The organism is Alphaproteobacteria bacterium, assembly GCA_019746225.1.
Classification (GTDB): Bacteria; Pseudomonadota; Alphaproteobacteria; order Paracaedibacterales; family VGCI01; genus VGCI01.
In genome coordinates, this window is sequence record JAIESE010000039.1 from 58755 (window position 1) to 74673 (window position 15919).

The following is a 15919-nucleotide window of genomic DNA, read 5'->3' on the forward strand; positions in this document are numbered from 1 at the left end:
TACCCCTCACCCGACCTTTACGCTACGCGAGAGAAAACCTTAATCCCCCCCTCAAGCCATCCAGCGGGTATCAGATTCTCGGTTGGCATATTGCATCATGGCAAGTCGGCGATAGAGACCATCTTCACTAATGAGTTCGGCATGAGTGCCAACCGCATTTATTTGCCCGCGATCCATCACGATGATGCGATCCGCTTTTAAAACTGTGGCGAGGCGATGGGCAATCACAATCGTCGTGCGCGTTGCCATTAAATGATTCAGACTCTGTTGGACCAAATGCTCACTTTCTGAATCAAGGGCACTGGTTGCTTCGTCGAGAAGGAGGATGGACGGATTGCGTAAAATAGCACGCGCGATGGCAAGTCGTTGCTTTTGTCCACCCGATAACCGCACCCCTTTCGTTCCCAAAAGTGTATGAATTCCTTGAGGTAAATCTTCGATGACACTACTCAAATGAGCCAATTCAGCCGCTCTCCAAACATCGGTTTCACTGGCATTCGGGCGACCATAGAGAATATTTTCATAAAGCGATTGAGAGAAGATGGTAGGGTCTTGTGGTACCAATCCCATGCGAGCCCGAACCTCGCTGACATCCACATCTCTCACATCTATCCCGTCCAAATAAATGGAACCGGATTGAGGGGAATAGAAGCGCAAAAGAAGAGAAAGAATCGTGCTTTTGCCAGCACCCGATGGCCCCACAATCGCGATCTTTTCGCCTGGCGCTGCGGATAAAGTTACATTGTTCAAGATGGGGCGTTCCGGGTTACTTGGATAGGCAAAACAAATGTTATGAAGGGCAACAACACCTGTTGAGGGAATAGGAAGTTTGCGTGAAGGGATCCCAGAAACAGGCGCTAAACTCGGGGCAGTTGCCAATAGTTCCCGCAATCTGTCTAAGGCACCAATTGCCCGTTGCAGGTCAGCAAAAATTTCTGAAAATGACCCCGCTGATGCGGCAACGACAACGGCATAAAAAATAAAAGCGGACAATTGGCCAGCCGCAAGTTCACCCGCCAGCACGTCACGGCCGCCTATCCATAGAACGAGGCTCACCCCCCCAAAAACAAGAATCATGATAAGACAAGCAAGAAGAGACCGAAGATGAATACGTTTAATGGAAACATCAAAAGCTCTTTCCGTTTGGTCCTCAAACTGCCGACGATCCGTATCCTCATGCATGAAAGCCTGACAGGTGCGAATCCCCCCCAAAGTTTCTTCTAAAAACCCGCCTACATCTGCAATGCGATCTTGGGTAAGTTTTGATAATTTTCGCACCCGCTTGCCATAAATCAGGATGGGAATCAAAACAAAGGGGACAATGATCAGCGTTAAAAGAGTCAGCTTTAAAGAGGTTGCCATCATCATCACTAGCCCTCCCCCAAGCAATAAAAGATTGCGAACCGCAACCGCCGCCGACGTTCCGATGACTACTTGAATGAGCGTGGTGTCTGTGGTGATGCGTGACACCAATTCCCCAGACCGAATCAATTCAAAAAATCCAACATCGAGTGATAACAAATGATTGAAGACGCGCTGGCGCAAATCCGTAATGACCCGTTCTCCTACCCAACCTATGTAGTAACTACGCCCAAAACTAGCGATAGCAAGAAACGCAACAGCCAGTCCCATCAATAGAAGAATGGAGTCCAAGGCAGCAGAATCTTCTTGGGCAAATCCATAATCGATAAGACTGCGCAAAGCCCACCCCAAGCTCAAGACCATTCCGGCAGCTAACGTGAGGGAGAGCGTGGCCAATACCATCGGACGGCGATAAGGCCGAACAAGCTCTAATATATCCTTTATATTTTGGATAGTGTTGGAGGAGGAAGCTTGGCTTTGCGTCATGAAAGGGATGTCCCCAATTCTGTTTCAAGAAGAGTAATCAACTCCTCTGTTCCCCGTGTCGAAATCCAATGACCGTCCTGAAACCGGAAATGATGGGCACCCGTTAAGCCAGAGGCGAGCCAAAGTTGCTGAGTAACGCCATGGTAGTTGAGAAGGTAGGGACGCCCCTCAAAGTCAAAGGCCAAAGAATGACCATCACACTCTGCATCAAAGCCTGCTTTTTCAAGCTGCTCAAACAGCGTGTTTAGTGTTTTGAAGGCTTCTGTGGCAAGGGAGGACAAGGAAATTAAAGTCCTTTATGGTTTTTCGTTGTGGCCTGTCTTTTATTGATTTGGTGGAGCCAAGGAGGATCGAACTCCTGACCTCTACAATGCCATCGTAGCGCTCTCCCAGCTGAGCTATGGCCCCACTTTTATCATCAGACTTATAAATAGCGGCCTTTTCACCATTTTTCAAGGGAATATATCGCTCTCTTTACCCATAAACTTGTTCTAACACATCCAAATACCCCTTAAAAAGGTAGGTTCGGTTGCGTTTTTGGTCCGAGCCTGGCGCAAGAATTTCCAATTCCTGAAACCGCTCCATAAGTGTATTCACACTGTTATAGCTTTTTCCGAGATGGTTGGCAGCATCCGTAATTCTGATGACAGGAAATTGAAATAATAAAGAAAGTAAATTTAAGGCATCATCCCGGGTTTTGACAAACAAGGAACTCTGCTGAATTGTTTTTGTCATACATTTTTCAAGAAGCTCAATATCTTTTGCGCGAGCCCATGCATCTTCTGCGCTTTCAATCAGAGATTGAAGATAAAAGCGAATCCAACCCTCAAAGTCCCCCTTGGATCGAACATTGTCTAAAGCGACATAATATGCCATTTGGTGCTTTTTAAACGCATAGGAGGGATAAATAATCGCTTCGTTCAAAAGACCATCTTTGAGGAGCATCAGAACAATCAACAATCGACCAATACGCCCATTGCCATCCAAAAAGGGGTGAATGGTCTCAAATTGGACGTGGGCAAATCCGGCTTTGAGAAGCGGCAATGTTGTCGTATCCGTATTCATATACGTTTCAAGATCTTTGATAAGTTGAGGAATATGGGGTGCTGTTGGGGGAATATGGTCCCCTACGCGCACACTTTGTTGGCGGTAAGATCCTGGCGACGCTTTATCCCCATCCCCCCCTTGCATGAGCGTTTGGTGCGCCGCCAAAATCACCCGCGAGACAAGAGGCATATTTTGCTTTTGGATGAGATCGAGTGCCACTTCAAGTGACTTTGTATAATTAAGAACCAGTTGCGTTTCTTTATTAGGACGAAAATCCGAACTGGGTTCTGAAAGAACATCTACCAGCGTTGTTTGAATCCCCTCAATCTCAGAAGAAAGAAGAGCTTCTTTTGTAATATAAGCTTTAATGAACCGTTGAATGTTTGGAATCCGTCGGGCCATTTCATTGAGATGGCCCAGTTTATGCATGGCTTTACCGTACAATTCTATGAGGTCATAATCCATTTGAAACGATGGATTACTGGGGGGTAAGGGATAAGGGATAAAGTGATTAAGACTTCCTAAAGTTTCGTAATCTCCTGTTTTACGTTCTATCACAATTCAATTCCTTATTTCTAGTTGAGGCCTTAACTTGAAATAAGGCTATCAGATTTGGCTCTTTATTTCAACTTAAGAGCTTAAACTGAAATAAGAATCCCGAATTTAGATCCTTATTTCCGGTTGGGGACCATTTCAATTCTCCTTCAAAAACGATATAATAAGAACATAAAAGAGTCATTTAATGAGTTTTCTTATTGAAAATAATTCCCCATCCTTCGCCAAATTTTGAGCCCCGACCCAATGGAATGGTGCCCGATCTCATCGTGATTCACTATACGGATTTGCAAGAAGCGCAAGAGGCTCTGACCCGATTATGCGATCCTGAGGCAAAAGTGAGTGCGCATTTCCTCATCACCAAAGAGGGCACGCTCTATCAATTGGTCGACCCAAAACTTCGGGCGTGGCATGCAGGCTTGAGTTCATGGGAAGGGGACAGTGATGTTAACAGCCGGTCCATCGGAATTGAGTTGGATAATCGCGGGCACACGTTTGGGCCTGAACCTTTTCCCCCCTCCCAAATGAATACCTTGCTCGAAGTGTTGGAAGAATTGTGCGAAGTCTACCGCATTCCCCGCCATCGCGTTGTGGGCCATTCGGATGTAGCCCCTTTGCGAAAACAGGATCCCGGCGCGTTGTTCCCCTGGGCTGATCTTGCCACCCACGGTTTTGGCCTGTGGCCGACTTCAGATTCGAATCGGTTGACACAAATGACCGTCGTAGAAATTCAAAAAGCCTTGACTCAAATTGGGTATGCCTGCCCCATGACGGGTGTTTTGGATGACGAGACAAAGCTGGTATGCCTTGCTTTTCAACGCCATTTCACGCCGTCTGAGCTGACCGGCATTCCTTCGGAATTAATGATACTTGCCCTGCACGGGTTGATGAAGAACACTTAATCATCCGCTTATCTAGGTAATCGTATTAAAAAAGACAGAATTAAGTTGTATATTTAAATAAGTAATGATATTTATTAAATCAAAAATTCCCAATTCTTATATAACTTTCGAACGGACATGCGATGATCAAATACATTATTTCTACGATTTCATTGGTCATTGTCATGAGCATTTCCAGCGGCGCTGCAGAAAAAGCAACCGGCGAGTCTCAGAAAGCTAAAACAGAATATCAAAAACTGTTCGAAGCTAAGGACGATGCCAAATTGGTCAGAGTGATAACTGATGAGATAAAGTGGTATAATACACAACCAGGTGGCTTAAAAAGATTTCTCACAGAGTTTGCGACTTTTCCTGAGGACAGACGAAAAGTTCATCACTACTATTGCCAACTTCAAGATAAAGCAACGGCCATATTTAAGGCCTCCTTTCCAACTCCTACAACTATACCAACGCAAGAGCTTCTTCTATCCTACTTAAGTCTATGCATGAAAATGACACCAGACGGTCGCGACCGTGGCATCGCTTATATGATGATCGATCAATTGAGGAGTCACATCACAGCCTTTATCAACGATAAGAGCTGCCTAAAAGGAGTCCTAGGGTCGACCGGCATTACGTCTTCAAGTGACTACTTAACTCAACTTGGTTGTTGGATTATGGAGGGGTGCGGAGACGGACCCTTTTACGGCATTGGTGATAAATATTGCGGGCTCGCAAGCCCCTTTCTTCTTTATGGCATAAGCAAGGCTCGCCTTCCCATCAAAGTGGAAGATGTCCTGGATCTACGAATTACAACGCTCGTCAACAGAAGCTGCCATACGGACCGACAGAGTCTCGAAGAAAAAATTGTCTGCTTAGAAAGAACTCTTTTCTTCATTGAGAAATGCGGCTGCAGAGACATCTATCTCGAAAGCTTGAAAGGGGATTTTCTATTTCTTAGAGGATCCCAATTTCCCCAAGAAAGATTTTCCTATTTTTGCAGAGCAATCGAGGTCTTCGAGCCAACTAAGACGGCATTTGAAAGTGGCATCATCCTTTATGCCTACCAAAGAGCGTTTGCATCAGCCGCCACCCTTGAGGAGCGAGAAATGATATTGGATAAATTTCATGGCTTTATCCCTGCGCTTTTTCCCATTTATGAAAGAAGCAAAACCGATGAGGACACCCTTATCTTGATTCCTCTGTGCAATACGCTTCTCTGCACGTACATCGTCAATTTGAAATTACAAGACCCGAATGCGCGCGATGAACGCGTAGAAGCTTTCATCGCTTCTGAAATGCAAGCTCAGGAACGACGCAAAAGAGAAACTCAACAAGCTCGGCAGAAGAAGAAAGCAAACAGCAAACAGAAGCACGTTCAAAATATAATGCAACACCAAGAAGCAGAGAGGGACCGCGCGGAAAGACAAGCTCAAGCCAAACAGGCTCTCGAAGAATTGCATCGGTCACATATGTCGCAAAGAAGAAGGCAAGCTGTTGCCCCTGCCCCCTTTAGCGAAGCCGCTCAAGTCGAGTCCCTCTCCTCTCAAAGGGCGCAAGCCGCTGAAACGAAAAGAGAGGCACGTAAAATTCTTGAAAGGGCAGAATGTAAGGAACAGAAGCGTCAGGCACGTGCGCCTCAACAAGAGGAGGAAATGGAAGAACCTGTTGTTGTCGAACTTGCTCACGATAATTCTCCAGAATCTTTGCTGGCCCATTTTCCGATCGCAGATCTTAATCCACTGGTCGATAAATTGGCTGGAAACCTTGAAATCCTGGAACTTTTCTTTAACAGGGAAGGCAGAAATTCTTGGAACAATACTGTCTGCATTAAATTCAATCAACTCAAAGCCCTCGTTATAGCTTTGGGGGGCAAGCTTCAGGAAGATCGCGGAAAAGGGGGCCATTTCATGGTATTCTTCAAGGACATATGTGCCGCCGAACTTTTTAATCCCCATTTAGCCCTTAGCCAAATATCGGGGAGCACAGCAAGCCTGGCTTCCGTTATTAAATTATGGGACGATGACCTCCCGCCCTATTTGATTGAGCAATTGAGAAATATCTTTATCGCTCAAAAAATGGTTCCGCGCTCTATATTTAAGGGGTTAGAAAAGTTGAAGGGGACTGAAGAAGATGATGATTAAGGGACTGCCCTCGTGAGCTGCCCTAACTCCTACCAACCTCTTCCCCAAAGCCGCTTTCAATCAAACCGACGACAGCGTCGAGCGCTGCTTTTGCGTCTGGTCCTGCGGCCCTGATCGTCAGTTCATCACCGGGCCCGGCGGTGAGCATCATCAATTCCATAACAGAATCGGAACTGGCAACCTCTTGATCTTTTTCCACGGTCACAGAGGCATTAAATTGATCCGTTAATTTTGCAAGCTTACCAGAGGCCCGCGCATGAAGACCTAAGGGATTAATGATGGTGACGGTTCGCGCATAGAGTGGATCAGTCACAAGCGACCTCCCTACCCAGCGCTATGCGTGACATGGTCGGCAGTGACCGGCTCGATAATATTTCCCTCAAGCAAAGTTGAGGCCGCATGAATGTATTTTCGACCTGCTTCTTGACCTTGAGCCACCGCTTCCTTCAAGGGAGTCCCTTCTTTCAGACGCGCTAAGCGGACAAGCATCGGTAAGTTTATACCCGCAATGACTTCAACGGGTTTGATCCCTAAGGCCGAAATAGCGAGGTTCGATGGCGTTCCCCCAAAAAGATCCGTCAAGAGAATAACGCCTTCACCGCTATCCACTTCCTCGACCGTTTTCAAAATATTTTCCCGTTGTTTGTCCATATTATCTTGGGGATAGATGCAGATGGCGCGAATGTTTTCGCGTGGTCCAACCACATGTTCCAAAGCCTCTACAAAGGCTTTTGCAAGTTGTCCATGAGTTACAATTACTAGACCAATCATGTTCATATCTCCCTTCATTACGATACGCGTATAGGCAAATCCCGATGTTCAATGATAACTCTTTCTCCCTCGTTGTGAAGCCATTTTGACAACTCTTCCGCTAAAAATACAGAGCGGTGTTGGCCCCCTGTACACCCGCAGGCGATGGTCAAATAACTCCGGCCACTCAAGCGGAAGCCCTTCAATGAATGAGAGATGATTTCCTGAAGGGATTGATACACTGCTTGCCAGTTTTCATCATGGGTCAAGAACTCTCCGACAGCGGCGTCCTTTCCTGATAAGGCTCGAAACGGCTTTTCATAATGAGGATTCGACAGAAAACGGGCATCAAAAACCATATCAGCCTCGCGCGGCAATCCGCGACGATACGAAAAAGACATAAGGCGAATCAAAAGGGTGAGGGATTCATCCAAACTAAAATGTTGGCGTACCATTTGCCCAAAACTCGGCATCGATAAATGAGAAGTATCAATCACCAAATCGGCTTTCGATTTCAAGGGATCAATTAACTGACGTTCTTGAGCAATGGCTTCCGGCAACGTAAATTCCCCAATGGGGTGTCTGCGCCGGGTTTCCGTAAAACGGCGCATCAAAACATCATCATCACATTCCAAGTACAAAAGACGCACGGAGACACTTGGGGAGTCAGACAATGTTTGGTATACAGTTTGAAATCGGCTTAGATCAAAGCCAAAAGATCGGGTATCAATCCCAATAGCCAGCGGGCTCTGCCGCTCCCATGAAGGGATTTGATCACATAAATGAGGCAGGAGACTTAAAGGGAGATTGTCGATGGCCTCGTAGCCCAAATCTTCCAGAACTTTAAGAGCGGTCGAGCGCCCGGCTCCAGACATTCCTGTGACGAGAATAATCTTTTGTGCGGAGATATCTTTTTCTGACATTTTTTATCTATGCCCTACACTTCCCGAAAAATTTGAGACTCAAGACATGGCACATGTTATTCGGCTTAATTATATCCAACTCCAGGAGGTATTGCACGATAAATCTGAACCCTAAAAGAAAAACCCATCAGATGTCACGAAGCATTGTTCAGCAATTCCATTGACTCCACCAAGAAGATATGTGAGGTTTCTTTAAAAAAATATTTCTGAAAACCCAATGTACCCCCTAGGGACTCAAGAATACTTAAAAGAGAAGAAAACATGCAAATTAAAGCCATCAAAACCCACCTCATAGAGCCCGGCGACTCTCTTCATGCGATTCTCGATTCGCATGTCCTATCTTTGAAAGAGGGGATGATTGTATGCATCACTTCCAAAATCATTAGCCTATGTCAGGGTCGGGTCGTTCCAAAAGACTCCGTTGGAAACAAATATGCCCTTGTCAAGGAAGAAGCGGATGCTTATCTGACAGAACAGGAAAGCTTGTACGAAGCGCACTTGACCATCAAAAACAATATCTTGATCCCCTCTGCAGGCATAGATGAGTCTAATGGAGATGGTATCTATATTCTTTACCCCCACAAGATTCAAGAAACAGCGCAGGATGTCTGGCAGTATTTGAAAAAGAAGCATCACCTCACCCATCTCGGCATCTTGATAACCGACAGTCATACCACCCCTTTGAGGAAAGGGGTTACGGGAGTAGCGTTGGGTTGGTGCGGGTTTGCGCCGTTACACAGCTATGTTGGGCAGCCGGATCTGTATGATCACCCCCTTCGTGTAACACAAATTAACATACTGGATGCCCTGGCCACTTCTTGCGTCTTTGTGATGGGCGAAGGCGCAGAACAAACACCCCTGGCGCTTATCGAAGCTGCGCCCAAGATCCAGTTTCTATCCCGCCCCCCGACAGCGGATGAGGAACAAATGATCCAAATTCCCCTCGATGAAGATATTTATGGCCCCCTCTTAAAGAATGCCCCCTGGATTTGGAATAAGCGAAAATGATGGTGACTGAATGAACATATTCAGTCATTGCGAGGAGTTAAGCCGAAACCAAAGGCGGAGGCGAGTGACGCGGCAATCCATGTATTTGATTTTTTGACATTGTGTATTGAAATGAGTAAAAAATACATGGATCGCCACGTCGCCTCACTCCTCGCGATGACATAATTATTTGAATTTCATAGTCTTTTTCACCATCAGCCTCCTTCCTTCAAGGGAAGAATAACTAAAATTCTTCTTAAAAAAAATTGCGACTATGGATGACACAGGCTCCATGGATCAGGTATACTCATTTTAAATGACCCATTTCAACGCACGCTAAAAACAAGAAACTGGAGTTTAAGAGGAAGAATGACCCGAATTTTTACCGTATCAAACCAAAAGGGTGGGGTGGGAAAAACGACAACGACCATAAACCTGGCGACCGGGTTGGCGGCAGCTGGTAAGCGTGTGCTAATCATCGATTTTGACCCCCAAGCCAATGCCTCCACAGGCTTGGGTTTGAGCAAACAACGTCGCCTCCTCAACTCTTATGGCTTGTTGATTGGCGATTACACAATGAGCCAAGTCATCGTTAAGACAGTCATACCGGGGCTTTCAATCGTCCCCTCAGCCATTGACCTCCTTGGGGCTGAAATTGAGCTTGTCGGGATGGATCGCCGGGAATATATTCTCAAGGACATCATCGCGCCTTATACCCACATGTTTGACTATATTCTCATCGATTGCCCGCCCTCAATGGGTCTGTTGACCTTAAACGCCATGGTTGCGGCTACAGATGTCATTATCCCATTGCAGTGTGAATATTACGCCTTGGAGGGTTTAAGTTATTTGCTCGGCTCCATTCAAAAGATCCGCAAAACCTTAAATCCACATCTCTCTCTTTTTGGCATCATCCTGACAATGTTTGACCGGAGGAGCTCGTTGTGTGAAATGGTAGCACGCGATGTCCGCTCTTACCTGGCCGACAAAGTATTCCAAACCGTTATCCCGAGAAACACCAAGGTGTCTGAGGCTCCTAGCCATGGGAAACCGGCCATGATTTATGACTTTAGGTGCCCTGGATCCCAAGCTTACATGGCCTTAGCCCGTGAAGTCCTCATTCGGGATGCTCAACTGAAACAACAGGAGAAAGTCGCATGAACGAAATTGAAACTGATACAAGAAGAGCCCCTCTTGGTCGCGGACTCTCCGCCCTTTTGGGGGAATCAGCCCTGATGGATGATGGCAGCCCGAGTTCTGTCTCTACCTTACCGACACTTAACTTAAAGCCCGGAAAATATCAGCCCCGGACACGCTTTGATGACGAGAAGCTGACAGCCCTTATCGATTCCATTCGGGAAAAAGGCATTATTCAGCCCCTTGTCGTGCGCCCCCTCGACCATGATATGGGCACTTATGAAATTATCGCCGGCGAGCGCCGCTGGCGTGCGGCCCGCACCCTCAACCTCGAAAACGTCCCCGTCATTGTACGGGAGTATAATGATCAGGAAGCCTTAGAAGTCGCCCTCATTGAGAACATCCAGAGGGATGACCTCACGCCCATCGAGGAAGCGGAAGGGTATCATCGTCTTTTGGAAGAATTCAGCTACACACAAGAAGAACTAGCGCGCTCCATCGGAAAAAGCCGCAGCCATGTCGCCAACATGCTGCGTCTCAATCAGCTGCCCGCCCATATCAAAGAGATGATTCAAAACGGAAAGATCTCAGCAGGCCATGCCCGTACGCTGATTAATGCGGAAAACATGGAAGAGATGGCCCAAAATATTATCGACAATAACCTCAATGTCCGCCAAGCCGAGCAGCTGCGGCGACGGGTCAGAAACCCCCGCGTTCTTGAAATTCCCGACACAGAGCTCGCTGAACAAACCAGAATCATCGAGAATGAGATCGCCCACCTTTTGCGCCTCCAAGTTGCCCTGAAGGTCAAACAAAGCGGCGCAACTTTAACGGTCCAATTCAATAGCTATGAAGAGATTGATGAATTCATGGACAAGCTGAGGGCCATCGCAATCTAACCGTCTCTTTGAGGTGCTTTATGACCGATCAGATCTTATGGCGTCCTTCTGAAAGTACCCTAAAAGATGCCAATCTGACTCGGTTCATGAACAGGGTTCGTTCCGACTATGGACTGCCCTTTCCCACTTTTCAGGACCTCTATGATTTCTCAATTAAGGAACCCGAAAAGTTTTGGACGGCTGTATGGTCATTTTGCAATGTCATATCTGAAACACAAGGTGATCGGATTTTGATTGATGGACAGACCATTGAAGCCGCAAAGTTCTTCCCCGATGCCCGACTGAATTATGCCGAAAACCTCCTGAAGCGGCATGATGATGTCACAGCCATTACCTTTTATGGTGAAGATAAAGTTCTTCAAAAACTATCTTTTCAAGACCTGTATGACCAAACAGCCAAGCTCGCCCATGTCTTTAAACAATGGGGGATAAAACCGGGTGATCGAGTGGCAGGGTACCTCCCGAACATGCCCCAAACAATCATCGCGATGTTAGCCGCCGCCAGCCTAGGGGCGGTCTGGTCCTCCTGTTCACCGGACTTTGGCGTGCAAGGCGTTGTGGATCGCTTTTCTCAAATCAATCCGAAAATTCTCCTCATGGCCGACGGGTATTTCTATGGCGGAAAAACCCATATCTGTCTGGATCGTCTCGTCGCTATTCAAGCGGCTATTTCTTCCCTAGAGAAAACCATCATTATCCCTTACCTCTCCACGGCAAAAGACCTTAACTCACACCCTAAGGAAACCCCTTTTGAAATATGGGATGAGCTTCTAGCAGCATCCAGTGACACAACCATCGACTTTGCCCAAATGCCTTTCAATCATCCTTTGTTTATAATGTATTCTTCAGGGACAACAGGCATCCCCAAATGCATCGTTCACGGGAGCGGCGGTACGCTTCTCCAGCATTTGAAAGAGCACCAGCTCCACTGCGATATAAAGCCCGACGATCAAGTTTTCTATTATACAACCTGTGGGTGGATGATGTGGAATTGGCTCGTCTCCGCCCTTGCTAGTGGCGCAAGTCTTGTCTTGTATGACGGATCCCCAACATATCCCCATCCTGAGATTTTATTTGATATCGCCGAAAAGGAAGGCATCACCCTGTTTGGAACTTCGGCAAAATATTTGGATACACTCGAAAGCCTCGGTGCTGAACCAAAGACCACCCACCCCCTTTCTCACTTACGCATGATCACGTCCACGGGCTCTCCCCTCTCCCCTTCCAGTTTTGACTACGTCTATCGCGCCATTAAAACAGACGTCTGTTTGGCTTCCATTTCTGGGGGCACAGATATCATCTCCTGTTTTATGTTGGGGAACCCAATCGCACCCGTGAGGCGCGGGGAACTTCAAACAAGAGGCCTTGGCATGGCAGTAACTGTTTTTAATGAAGATGGAAAACCTATTGTCGGTGGAAAGGGAGAGCTGGTCTGCACCCAACCTTTCCCCTCCCAGCCTTTGGGGTTTTGGAACGATCCTGGGAGAGAAAAGTATCACGCCGCCTATTTTGCCCGCTTCCCCAACGTCTGGCATCATGGGGATTTTGTAGAGCTGACTCCCCATGGGGGGATGATCATTTATGGTCGCTCCGATACCATCCTAAATCCAGGGGGGATTCGAATAGGAACGGCCGAGATCTACCGACAAGTGGCACAAATCTCGGAAGTCTTAGAAAGCGTCGCGGTTGGCCAAACCTGGGAGCACGATGAACGCATTATTTTGTTTGTCCATCTCAAAGACGGCGTGGCACTTGATGATCCCCTCATTCAAAAAATAAAATCCCATATTCGCACCAACACCACCCCCCGACATGTTCCGTCAAAAATCATCCAAGTCACCGATATACCCCGCACAAGAAACGGCAAGATCGCCGAGCAAGCGGTACGCAATATCATTCATGGCGACCCCATTAAGAACCGAGAAGCCCTCGCAAACCCTGAGGCTCTTGATCAATTTCAAAATTGTGAAGAGCTTACAAAAAATTAACCTAAAATTAACGCCACTTGTTGCATAGATAAAAATGAAACGTTTAATCTGATTTATGAGGATGAGGGATGATGTACAAAATTATTCAATTAGGACTCGGGTTCGCTTGTTTGTCGGCAGCCTCATTTGGCACTACAGACAAACCCATCTGTCCAGGATTTATTACCCCAGAAGTTGTAAAGAAACTTTCTGAGAATGGTTCGGTCGAAATCAAGAATGAAAAAGAGGGATCCGACTCACGAAAGTTTAGTTTGGCTTCTAATAAAGAAGCAAACAACAATTACAATAATAGATTGATTGAAACAAAAAACAAGCTCGATGAATTCCTCGAGAAGTCTAATGCCAATTTGAGTGTGGTGCCCTACAGAAACACCCATCAAAGTTTTAAGTTGATGGACCCCACAAAAAGGCATTGTCCCTTCACGCTCACGAAGGGAACTGAAGTGGCAGTGATCGTTTTAAAGCCAGAGTCCGAATGAGGATAAAGAAAGTCCATTTAGGAAATTAACCTAATAGTTGCTCTTAATTCCCTGTTCTAAGCTGGAAAAGAAACAAATTTTATAGGAGTGGTTATGATATTAAATCGAAAGAGAGTGTCAACGTTGATTGCGACCGTTACAATCTTTTCCGCAAGCTATTCTGCAAAAGCCTGTCCTGAAGCAAAAAAGATTACTGAAGATGTCATTCTCAATTTAACTGAGAATCCACAAACTCGCATAGATAACAACGATTACATATTGGTTGATCCTACGAAAATCAAACAAAGTGATTTTGGGAATGCAAAACCACTTCAAACGGCAAAACTGCTGAAAGAGTTCACAACTGGAAAAATGAATAAAGCCTATGTGCTAAGAACCATTCAAGTTACAGCGAAACCGCCTTATTGTGTTTACAATATTGGTTTTGTGAAACCTAATGAAGCTACAGACAGGGCCATTATCGCTCTTCAAAAGGTATTGCCACCTAAACCTTCAAAAAAGGGCAAGGCGCAGGATTAAACCTCTTCGGGGGACTATGGTCCCCCTTTAATCTCGCCAAAATGACGGCATAAAGAGAATCAGAATCGCTAACAATTCCAAGCGACCCAGAATCATGCCAAACATCAACAAACATTTTGGGGCGATTTCCAATGAAGCGAACGTTCCCAAGGGGCCGATCAGTGGTCCCAGACCTGGACCAAGGTTACCAAGAGCGGACGCCGCACCGGTAAGGCTCGTGATAAAATCTAATCCGCAAATGGACAGTCCCCCGGCAAGCATCATCAAACAAAAAGCATAAAGGGTAATAAAGGTGAAGACAGAAGTTGAAATGTTTTCTGAAATCTTTTGCCCCTGATAGGTGGGTAAATAAACCCCATGAGAACGGCGCAGCTGGCGCATATGACTTAAAGCAACGGCTACAAGCACCTGAAACCGAAAGATCTTAATCCCCCCTGAGGTGGATCCCGTACATCCGCCAATAAGGCTAAGAAGGAAGAACAGAACAAGAGGGAATGCCCCCCACAAAGCGTAGTCTTCGGTGCAATAGCCCGTTGAAGTGATGACTGAAATTACCGCAAATGAGGCATGTCTTAAACCCGTTAAGAAGTCAGCATCTTGGTGGATCATCAACCAAAATGTAGCCAGGAGGGAAGCAATGGCGATCGTACTTAAGTATGCTCGTACCTGGCTGTCCTTCCAAACGGCTTTAAAATTTCGATGCCATAGTTTGACAAATAAAATAAAGGTGGTTCCGCCGATGAGCATAAAGACCATTAAAATCAATTCAATAGAAAAGCTGTGATAGGCCCCAATGGAGAGGTCTTTTGTGCTCAACCCACCCGTTGAAACGGTACCCATGGCATGACAGATCGCATCAAACCATTTCATGCCAGCAAAATGTAACAATATCGCGCAAATAAGAGTAAACCCTAAATAGATCGACAAAATAGCTGATGCAATTTGAGAAAGGCGCGGCAGAATTTTTTCAGACCGATCTGAAAATTCATTGCGAAATAATTGCATTCCACCGATGCGCAAGATGGGTAAGATGGTCATGGCCATCACGATGATTCCAGTACCGCCCAACCATTGAAGGAGCGCACGCCACAATAAGATGCCCCGGGGGACTCTGTCTAAATGAGCCAACACCGTTGACCCCGTTGTCGTGAGTGCTGAGACCGATTCAAACCAACAATCATGAAACCCCAAAGACAAAGTTGACCAAAAGAAAGGAAGGCCCGCAAAGAAAGAGGTGGCAACCCAACTGGCAGCCGTCAATAAAAAGGCCTCTCTGACCCGAAGTTCCGTTTTGCCTTCATATCGATTAGACAAAACCAACAAAGTTCCCACAAGACCCGTAATGAATGCCGAAATGGCAAAACCGCGCCACCCCCCTGTTCGATAAACAAACAATTCCACACTTAAAGGAATAAGCATTGCGCCTGAGATAATGCTGAGCAATATCCCTATTAGGTAAAAAACCGCCCGAAATGCGATCACAGCTGTCTAAGCCTCATATTTTGAAACCAATCATTTGAAGAGCACGTTTCAGCATACTCCCAAAAAGGCGCCGTTGACAATCCATTGACAACCAACCTTGTGCACTTTAGGGTTTACCCTATAAGAACCCCTTTGAAAGAGCACTATGCCCCGCAAGCCCCCTCACTTTTGGAATCAGTCCGGTAGCGCCCTTTGCTACCTTCTGGCGCCCTTGAGCTGGTTTTATAGGGGGGCAACATTCATTCATCAAAGTCTCTCGAAACCCTATCGAGCTTCTGTC

At 46.3% G+C, this 15919-nt stretch carries 15 protein-coding genes and 1 tRNA gene; 8 read left to right on the forward strand and 8 right to left on the reverse strand.

Features of this window, described 5'->3' with window-relative positions:
• Window positions 1-51 precede the first annotated feature (51 nt).
• From K2Y18_07345 to K2Y18_07360, 4 genes are all read right to left on the reverse strand, one after another.
• The gene (locus K2Y18_07345) at window positions 52-1848 is read right to left on the reverse strand and encodes an ATP-binding cassette domain-containing protein (GenBank protein ID MBX9805549.1); all 1797 of its coding nucleotides are present in this window, start codon (window positions 1846-1848) and stop codon (window positions 52-54) included.
• Window positions 1845-2129 (reverse strand): hypothetical protein, encoded by a 285-nt coding sequence (locus tag K2Y18_07350; GenBank protein MBX9805550.1) that lies wholly within the window; start codon window positions 2127-2129, stop codon window positions 1845-1847. Before K2Y18_07350 ends, K2Y18_07345 begins: the two co-directional genes overlap by 4 nt.
• 51 nt (window positions 2130-2180) lie before the next feature.
• Window positions 2181-2256 (reverse strand) — tRNA-Ala (locus tag K2Y18_07355).
• Window positions 2257-2322: 66 nt separating this feature from the next.
• On the reverse strand, window positions 2323-3453 hold the full coding sequence (locus K2Y18_07360) for a Fic family protein (GenBank protein MBX9805551.1): 1131 nt from the start codon (window positions 3451-3453) through the stop codon (window positions 2323-2325).
• Between the two features lie 248 nt (window positions 3454-3701).
• Here K2Y18_07360 and K2Y18_07365 point away from each other — a divergent pair, with 248 nt between their 5' ends.
• Window positions 3702-4352 carry an N-acetylmuramoyl-L-alanine amidase gene (locus tag K2Y18_07365; protein MBX9805552.1) on the forward strand — a complete coding sequence of 217 codons (651 nt, stop codon included), beginning with the start codon at window positions 3702-3704 and terminating at the stop codon, window positions 4350-4352.
• A 122-nt stretch (window positions 4353-4474) separates the two neighbouring features.
• A complete protein-coding gene (locus K2Y18_07370; protein MBX9805553.1) occupies window positions 4475-6475 on the forward strand; it encodes a cell envelope integrity protein TolA in 2001 nt (666 codons plus the stop codon).
• Between the two features lie 22 nt (window positions 6476-6497).
• Here K2Y18_07370 and K2Y18_07375 read toward each other — a convergent pair whose 3' ends face one another.
• Genes K2Y18_07375 through rapZ form a run of 3 tightly spaced genes read right to left on the reverse strand, consistent with a single transcriptional unit; the run spans window position 6498 to window position 8148 of the window.
• Window positions 6498-6788, reverse strand: a complete 291-nt coding sequence (locus tag K2Y18_07375; protein ID MBX9805554.1) for an HPr family phosphocarrier protein — start codon at window positions 6786-6788, stop codon at window positions 6498-6500.
• 11 nt (window positions 6789-6799) lie between these two features.
• Window positions 6800-7246: a PTS sugar transporter subunit IIA gene (locus K2Y18_07380; protein MBX9805555.1), complete on the reverse strand. Its 447-nt coding sequence runs from the start codon at window positions 7244-7246 to the stop codon at window positions 6800-6802.
• Between the two features lie 17 nt (window positions 7247-7263).
• A complete protein-coding gene (rapZ, locus tag K2Y18_07385) occupies window positions 7264-8148 on the reverse strand; it encodes an RNase adapter RapZ (GenBank protein MBX9805556.1) in 885 nt (294 codons plus the stop codon).
• Between the two features lie 261 nt (window positions 8149-8409).
• On the opposite strand from rapZ, the gene K2Y18_07390 reads away from it, so the two are divergent.
• The 6 genes from K2Y18_07390 (at window position 8410) to K2Y18_07415 (ending at window position 14157) form a co-directional block, all read left to right on the forward strand.
• A complete protein-coding gene (locus K2Y18_07390) occupies window positions 8410-9156 on the forward strand; it encodes a coenzyme F420-0:L-glutamate ligase (GenBank protein ID MBX9805557.1) in 747 nt (248 codons plus the stop codon).
• Between the two features lie 348 nt (window positions 9157-9504).
• Window positions 9505-10296, forward strand: a complete 792-nt coding sequence (locus tag K2Y18_07395) for an AAA family ATPase (GenBank protein ID MBX9805558.1) — start codon at window positions 9505-9507, stop codon at window positions 10294-10296.
• Window positions 10293-11171, forward strand: a complete 879-nt coding sequence (locus K2Y18_07400; GenBank protein MBX9805559.1) for a ParB/RepB/Spo0J family partition protein — start codon at window positions 10293-10295, stop codon at window positions 11169-11171. Before K2Y18_07395 ends, K2Y18_07400 begins: the two co-directional genes overlap by 4 nt.
• Before the next feature lie 20 nt (window positions 11172-11191).
• On the forward strand, window positions 11192-13159 hold the full coding sequence (locus tag K2Y18_07405; GenBank protein MBX9805560.1) for an acetoacetate--CoA ligase: 1968 nt from the start codon (window positions 11192-11194) through the stop codon (window positions 13157-13159).
• 68 nt (window positions 13160-13227) lie between these two features.
• The gene (locus K2Y18_07410; protein ID MBX9805561.1) at window positions 13228-13638 is read left to right on the forward strand and encodes a hypothetical protein; all 411 of its coding nucleotides are present in this window, start codon (window positions 13228-13230) and stop codon (window positions 13636-13638) included.
• A gap of 93 nt (window positions 13639-13731) precedes the next feature.
• A complete protein-coding gene (locus K2Y18_07415; protein ID MBX9805562.1) occupies window positions 13732-14157 on the forward strand; it encodes a hypothetical protein in 426 nt (141 codons plus the stop codon).
• 27 nt (window positions 14158-14184) lie between these two features.
• On the opposite strand, the gene K2Y18_07420 is transcribed toward K2Y18_07415, so the two are convergent.
• Window positions 14185-15576, reverse strand: coding sequence for a TrkH family potassium uptake protein (locus tag K2Y18_07420; GenBank protein MBX9805563.1), 1392 nt, complete (start codon window positions 15574-15576; stop codon window positions 14185-14187).
• Window positions 15577-15919: the final 343 nt, after the last annotated feature.

Bases quoted from the DNA above. Each gene is read 5' to 3' on its own strand.
- K2Y18_07345 (MBX9805549.1), bottom strand. From the start codon at position 1,848: ATGACGCAAAGCCAAGCTTCCTCCTCCAACACTATCCAAAATATAAAG.
- K2Y18_07365 (MBX9805552.1), top strand. From the start codon at position 3,702: ATGGTGCCCGATCTCATCGTGATTCACTATACGGATTTGCAAGAAGCG.
- K2Y18_07370 (MBX9805553.1), top strand. From the start codon at position 4,475: ATGATCAAATACATTATTTCTACGATTTCATTGGTCATTGTCATGAGC.
- K2Y18_07380 (MBX9805555.1), bottom strand. From the start codon at position 7,246: ATGATTGGTCTAGTAATTGTAACTCATGGACAACTTGCAAAAGCCTTT.
- rapZ (MBX9805556.1), bottom strand. From the start codon at position 8,148: ATGTCAGAAAAAGATATCTCCGCACAAAAGATTATTCTCGTCACAGGA.
- K2Y18_07390 (MBX9805557.1), top strand. From the start codon at position 8,410: ATGCAAATTAAAGCCATCAAAACCCACCTCATAGAGCCCGGCGACTCT.
- K2Y18_07395 (MBX9805558.1), top strand. From the start codon at position 9,505: ATGACCCGAATTTTTACCGTATCAAACCAAAAGGGTGGGGTGGGAAAA.
- K2Y18_07400 (MBX9805559.1), top strand. From the start codon at position 10,293: ATGAACGAAATTGAAACTGATACAAGAAGAGCCCCTCTTGGTCGCGGA.
- K2Y18_07405 (MBX9805560.1), top strand. From the start codon at position 11,192: ATGACCGATCAGATCTTATGGCGTCCTTCTGAAAGTACCCTAAAAGAT.
- K2Y18_07410 (MBX9805561.1), top strand. From the start codon at position 13,228: ATGATGTACAAAATTATTCAATTAGGACTCGGGTTCGCTTGTTTGTCG.
- K2Y18_07415 (MBX9805562.1), top strand. From the start codon at position 13,732: ATGATATTAAATCGAAAGAGAGTGTCAACGTTGATTGCGACCGTTACA.
- K2Y18_07420 (MBX9805563.1), bottom strand. From the start codon at position 15,576: ATGCTTATTCCTTTAAGTGTGGAATTGTTTGTTTATCGAACAGGGGGG.